General features: G+C 60.9%; 5 protein-coding genes and 1 pseudogene. 3 read left to right on the forward strand and 3 right to left on the reverse strand.

The annotated features are described in order from the left end of the window. Positions 1–12 precede the first annotated feature (12 nt). Positions 13–894, reverse strand: coding sequence for a dioxygenase (locus JAO85_RS24775; RefSeq protein WP_039050482.1), 882 nt, complete (start codon positions 892–894; stop codon positions 13–15). Between the two features lie 173 nt (positions 895–1067). After that, positions 1068–1536 (reverse strand): annotated as a pseudogene (locus tag JAO85_RS25715) (IS3 family transposase); the annotation flags it as partial. Between the two features lie 95 nt (positions 1537–1631). Between JAO85_RS25715 and JAO85_RS24785 the strand changes: the two are divergent. Further along, a complete protein-coding gene (locus JAO85_RS24785) occupies positions 1632–1844 on the forward strand; it encodes a hypothetical protein (RefSeq protein WP_237735001.1) in 213 nt (70 codons plus the stop codon). Positions 1845–1948: 104 nt separating this feature from the next. Here the strand turns inward: JAO85_RS24785 and JAO85_RS24790 are convergent, their stop codons facing one another. Next, positions 1949–2926, reverse strand: a complete 978-nt coding sequence (locus JAO85_RS24790; RefSeq protein ID WP_202789261.1) for a LysR family transcriptional regulator — start codon at positions 2924–2926, stop codon at positions 1949–1951. 304 nt (positions 2927–3230) lie between these two features. Between JAO85_RS24790 and JAO85_RS24795 the strand changes: the two genes are divergently transcribed. Both JAO85_RS24795 and JAO85_RS24800 read left to right on the forward strand, forming a co-directional pair. After that, positions 3231–4871 (forward strand): GMC family oxidoreductase, encoded by a 1641-nt coding sequence (locus JAO85_RS24795; protein ID WP_202789262.1) that lies wholly within the window; start codon positions 3231–3233, stop codon positions 4869–4871. A 31-nt stretch (positions 4872–4902) separates the two neighbouring features. After that, complete coding sequence (locus JAO85_RS24800) at positions 4903–6069, forward strand: aldehyde dehydrogenase family protein (protein WP_237735002.1); 1167 nt, start codon at positions 4903–4905, stop codon at positions 6067–6069. Positions 6070–6139: the final 70 nt, after the last annotated feature.

The following is a 6139-nucleotide window of genomic DNA, read 5'->3' on the forward strand; positions in this document are numbered from 1 at the left end:
CTTGGGTGCGAATTAGGGAATGGGGCATTTGGGGATGCGTGTCTCGCCAGGCTCTAGCCGCAGATCCACATCCAGCCTGTAGTGATTGGGGCCTGCAGGCTCAAAATGCCTGAGCAAGGATCCGACTGCGCCGAACACGACGTCGTCATCTGCATGCGGGTCCTCAGCGTCGAAAAACTGTGTGGCCAGCACCTTGTGACCAGGCGCCACCACCAAGAAGTGCAGGTGGGCGGGGCGCATGGTGTGCCGGCCTTGCGCTGCCAGCAGCTCTCCGCATGGGCCGTCCACGGGCACGGGATAGCCTGCCGGGCGCACGCTTTCAAAGGAGAAGCGGCCGTCTTGATCGGTCTCGAAGCAGCCGCGCAGGTTCATGCGAGGCTGGGATTCATCTTGGTTTTCGTAAAGCCCCTTAGGTGAGGCCTGCCAGGTCTCCACTCGTGCTCCAGCGATAGGCGATCCATCCAGTGATAGCACGCGGCCGTTGACTGTCAGGCGCGGACCCGGGGTATCGCTGCAGGCAATGCATTCACCGCTCTTGCGTACAGGTTGGTTGGCGCGCCAGAAGGGACCTATCAGTGCAGGCTCGGTTCCTCCGGCTTCCAGAGCATGACGCGCGTCATGGAGCTGCACCAATGTCGCCAGTCCCAGGATATCGGCCAACAAAATGCCTTCGTGCTTCTTGGGGCCGCTGGCCTGTCCAATGGCGACCAAGAAGTCCAGCCCCACTTCCAGCTCAGCAGGGGTGAGGTCTGCTTCGACAGCAAAGGCATGGAGATGGCGGATGCCCTTATCCAATATTTCCTTCAGTCTCGGGTTAGCTGTTTGGGCGTTGGAGTTAAGAACTGCTGTCAACAGCGCTTGCGGGTTGGTGGCTAGACCTGGTTGTTTAAGCATAAGATCCTCTTAAGGGCAATCGATTGCCTTTACTTTAAAAGTAAAAAACACTGAAAGTCAAACTCAAATTTGAGTCAAATCAGTAGATTTAGGGAAAACGATTGCCCTATCGATGAGGATTAGATGCGCACGAAGATATTTGAGCGGCTGCGCTAGGTTCGCCCTGATGGCATGCCACCCATCGCCCGCTTGGCCACGGTGGCTATCGCCTTGTGGGTCGCATCATCGGCTACCGTCAGGCTCTTGATGCTGTGTCTTTTGGCCGTTCGGTCAAAGACAAAGCCCATTGGCCACACCTAGTTGGCTGCCATCGGACGCTGTAGCGGGTGGCGATCGGCCAGCGGGATCTTCTTGCGTTTGCGTTTCCTTACCTGCAAACCAGCTTCGACATACAGGTGGTCAACCCCTTTGTGGTTGACGATCTCGCCGGCTTGCCTGAGCTTGAGATAGATCATGCCGGCGCCGTTGGGGCGATGGCGTTGCGCCAGAGCGATGATCTTGCCCTTCAGGGCGCCGTTTCGGTCTTCAGCGGGCTTGTAACGGTAGGCGCTGGTGTTCATGCCGATGACGAGCAATGAGCGCGTTCGCTGAGTCCGCGCCCCACCTGTGGCGCACCAGCTTGCGCCGTGCAGGTACGCTCACCTGTATTGACCCAGCAGAACCTGCACAGGTCAGGCCGCTAATGCAAATGCCTCCGCGGGTGTTCGCATGTTCAGCGCTTGGAGGTCACTACTGAGTTGTACAAAGCCTTGTTCGACAGCATGGCCGCGACCGCATGTGTCCCCGGTGAGTACCAGGAGATCGTCAACGGTGCACTCGATAAAGCGTTGGCCGTGGCCATGATCCGCCTGAATGAGTTGGAGCAGCGGGTGATCGCTGGCGCGGTGGTCGAGCGCGAAGTTGATCTGGTGACCTTGCAGGCAGGTAGTTCAAGCACAACTGGGCGCTAGTGGGTGTCATCAATCAAAGCCCCTGCAGTTGAAAGTCACATCTCCAGCGCCAAGTAAAGGCCATGAGTAAAAGATAGCGCTTCTCGATGCCCAAGGGGAGCGAATCAGGGACCAGCTTCCCGGTTAGGCGTGCAGCCTGGAGCTGCTGTAAAAGACAACCGGTTGTTCGTAGATGCCTTACTGTACCCGCGACTTTCCCCCTCTTGTTTGGACCAGTAGGCGACAGAATCGACAATGTGCTTGTGCATGACTTTTGCAGCTGGAGCCAGACCTTCATGGCTCAAGGATGCCAACACGATGGCCCGGCTTTCCGCAGGAAAGAAAGGGAAGACCTGTACTGAACTCCGATAGTTGAGCAAAGCGAGTTGCGGCACGACGCTGATGCCCAGGCCGCTTTCGACGATGGCAATGATGGCGGCGTCGTCAATTGCCCGAGCGCTTGATTTGATGGAGATCTTGTGGGTTGCCATGAGCTGCTGGGTTTCTTTGCCGTAGCCTTGCCCCTGAAGCACCACGTTGTGCTGTGCCAGCTCGGAAGCCGTCATGTATGCCTTGTTTTTCGGCTCGAAGCCGGGTGGCGCGATGCAGACCAGCGGGTCGGCGTAGAGCGGCGTCACATCCAGGCCCGGGGCAGCGGGCAAGGTGACAAAGCCCAGGTCGATGCGGCTCTTGACAATCCATTCGATGACATCGTCATAACCGCCTTGCTCGATGATCACTTCGATGTTGGGATGAAGCTCGGAGAACGAGCGAATGATCTTCGGCAACCAGGCCACGCTCACGCTGCTGAATGCTCCGATGCGGACGGTCCCGGCCTCCAGACCGAGCAGCTTGGACGCTTGCTGCTCCAGCTTTTCGTTGCTTTGTAGCACCTCCCTCACGGAGGGTAACAAGGCTTCGCCCCCGGATGTCAGGCGAACGCCGCCGCGGTTTCTCACGAGAAGCGAGAAGCCCAACTCTTCTTCGAAGGACGCCAAGGCATGGCTCACCGCTGACGGCGACAGGTTCAGCTGATGCGCGGCGGCGGCAAAGCTGCCGCGTTCCGCAATGGCCACGAAAACTTCATAAGCGCTGAGGGACATGATCGGATTTTTGGTGAATTAAATTCACTTTAAGTTTTTTAAAGTCAATTTTTCGATGATTTTCGATGCCACGAAAACGTCGCCGGATGCATCAAAAAGTCGCTGAAATCCTCTCTGGTAAAGGATTTCATATTTTTCTGGCTTGACATGGGGTTTCTATTTAGTTTTTGAATAGATGCAGTTTATTCATCTATTGAAGAAAACAAATCGCTTTTACGATTCTATCTGCCTTCCTACCATTTCATCGCATGTGCAGTGACGCCGTGAAAGTCCGCGCCACAGAAACCTTGGCAAAAGAGATGAAATGACCACACATACGGAAAGTGCGAAGACCTACGACTACGTGATTGTTGGCGCCGGCTCGGCGGGCTCCATCCTGGCGTCCCGGCTGTCCGAAGACCCCGGAGTGACGGTGTGCGTGCTGGAGGCCGGACCCAGCGATTTGCGGCCCTATGTCCGCGTGCCGGCCGGTTTCGTCAAGACCCTGACCCAGCCTGAGATCACCTGGCAGTTCAAGACGGAGCCGTCGGAGGGAAGCGGCGGCCGGCAAATCTCCACGACCCAGGGTAAGGTCATCGGCGGCTCCAGCTCCATCAACGGCATGATGATCGTGCGCGGCCAGCCGGGCGACTTCGACCACTGGGCGTCGCTGGGCAACCGGGGCTGGGGCTACCAGGACGTGCTGCCTTATTTCGCCAAGTCGGAGCGCTACACCGGCCGCGGCGACGACAGCGTCCGGGGGCGTTCAGGCCAGATTCCGGTGACGCCGATGGACTGGTTCCATCCCATCTCCGAAACCTTTATCGACGCGGCTGTCGCTGCCGGCCACAAGCGCAACCCCGACTACAACTCCGGCGATCAGGAAGGGGTGGGCTATTTCCAGCGCACGATCGAGAGCGGTGTGCGAGTTAGCGCCGCGGTGGGCTTTCTGGCCCCGGCTCTCAAGCGCGGCAATGTGGAGCTGCTGTCCGGCGTGCGGGCGCAGCGCGTCCTGTTCGAGGGTAAGCGCGCCGTGGGCGTGGGATTCATCCGGCGCCAAGGTGGCGAGGAAACCATCGTCAAGGCGCGCCGCGAAGTGATCGTGTCCGCGGGCACGGCCAACACGGCGCGGCTGCTGCAGATTTCGGGCGTTGGCCCTGCCGGCCTGCTGGCCAGGCTGGGCGTCAAGGTGGTCCATGAGCTGCCGGGCGTCGGCGCGAACCTGAGCGACCACTATTCGGCGCGTCTGGTCATGCGCGCCAGACCGGGCGTCACGACCCTGAACGAGATGGCGCGCGGCCCGCGGCTGCTCTGGCAGATCATGCGCTGGGTGGCGCAGAAGCCGGGCGTGCTGACGCTGACGCCTTCCCAGGCGCACCTGTTCTGCAAGTCGAATGCAGGCGTCGCGACGCCGGACCTGCAGTGCGTGTTCGTGCCGGGCAGCTACAAGGAAGGCAAGCACTATGTGCTCGATGACTATCCGGGCGTGACCGGCGGGTGGTGGCAGCACAGGCCGCTGAGCCGCGGCTACGTGCATGCGCGCTCGACCGATGTTTTCGAGGACCCTGCCATCCAGCCCAACTACCTGGCGCACGGCCTGGATCAGGAGGTCATGGTGGCGGGCATGAAGATCATCCGCGGCCTGCTGCATTCGCCGACGCTGGCGAAGTATTTGCAGGAAGAAACGGTGCCGGGCACCCATGTCAGTACCGACGAGCAACTGCTGGATTTTTGCAAGAGCCATGGTTCTACGGGATACCACCTGGTGGGCACGGCCCGCATGGGGCCGAAGTCCGATCCGATGTCGGTCGTGGACGATTCGCTGCGCGTCCATGGGCTGGAGAACCTGCGGGTGATCGACGCCTCAATCATGCCGGCCATCACCTCCGGCAACACCTATGCGGCCACGCTGATGATCGCCGAGAAGGGCGCAGATCTCGTGCGTGGCAAGCACCGCTTTGCCTGATTCATCAAACATCCATCCATAGGAGACGGCCATGGCCGAACACCATCTCGACGCGCATCTTTTCATCAACGGGCAATGGCAGGAAGGCCGAGCCAGCTCCGAGCCCAACATCGACCCCGCCACTGGCGAGGCGGTCGGCATCGTGACGGGTGCGGATGCCAGCCAGGTTCAGTCGGCGCTTGACGCTGCCAGCAAGGCATTCCCTGCATGGAGCGCGCTCACTGGCCAGGCGCGCGGCGCGATTTTGAAAAAAGCCTCGGCCCTGCTGGTCGAGCGTATCGAGGAGATCGCCGGCGGCCTGATCCTGGAGTCCGGCAAGACGCAGGCGGACGCGGTTGGCGAGCTGCGCCGCACGATCGAGACGCTGGCCTGGAACGGCGAGGAGGCCGGCCGTATCAGCGGCAAGGTACACCAGGGCATCGTTGCGGGCAGCACGCGCCTGTCGCTGCCGACGCCTTTGGGCGTTGTCGTGGCCATCACCTCCTGGAACTTCCCGGCCGTGCTGGTCGGGCGCAAGCTGGGTGCGGCGCTGGCCGCCGGTTGCACCGTGATCCTGAAGGCATCCGAGTTCACGCCATACACCGCGAGCGCCATCGTGAAGGCCCTGGCGGATGCGGGGCTGCCCGACGGCGTCGTCAACCTGATCTTCGGCGACGCGCGAGCGATCAGCCGGCAACTGCTGGCCTCGCCGGTGGTGAAGGCCGTGTCTTTCACCGGCTCGACGAATGTGGGCAAGGAGTTGGCGGCACTGGCCGCCCCGAACCTGATCCGCCCCGTCTTCGAGCTGGGCGGCCATGCGCCGGTGATCGTGTGGAGCGATGCCGATGTCGAGAAGGTGGTGCAGGTGACGGCGCCGGCGAAGTTCGGCTCGGCCGGGCAATCGTGTGTCGCGCCGACGCGCTACCTGGCGCACGCCTCGGTTCACGATGCGCTGGTCAAGGCGCTGGTGGCGAAGGCTGAAGCCTACAAACTGGGCCATGGCCGGGAAGACGGCACCACGCTGGGCGCCATTGCGCATGGCGGCCGCGTGGCGGCTTTCCTGCACCTGGTCGAGGACGCCGTAGCCAAGGGCGCGGTGGTCGAGACCGGCGGCAAGAGAGTAGAGCGCCCCGGCTTCTTTGTCGAGCCAACCGTGCTGTCGTCGGTTTCAAAGGATTCGGAAATCCTGGTCGAAGAGCCGTTTGGCCCCATGTGTTGATTTCCACCCAGAAGTGACCCACTAGCCCCCGGTTTTTCCATCTCAATCTGACCCACGCATTAACCCTAGC

The sequence above is a fragment of the Comamonas sp. NyZ500 genome, from assembly GCF_016772095.1.
In the GTDB taxonomy this organism is placed as follows: Bacteria; Pseudomonadota; Gammaproteobacteria; order Burkholderiales; family Burkholderiaceae_C; genus Comamonas; species Comamonas thiooxydans.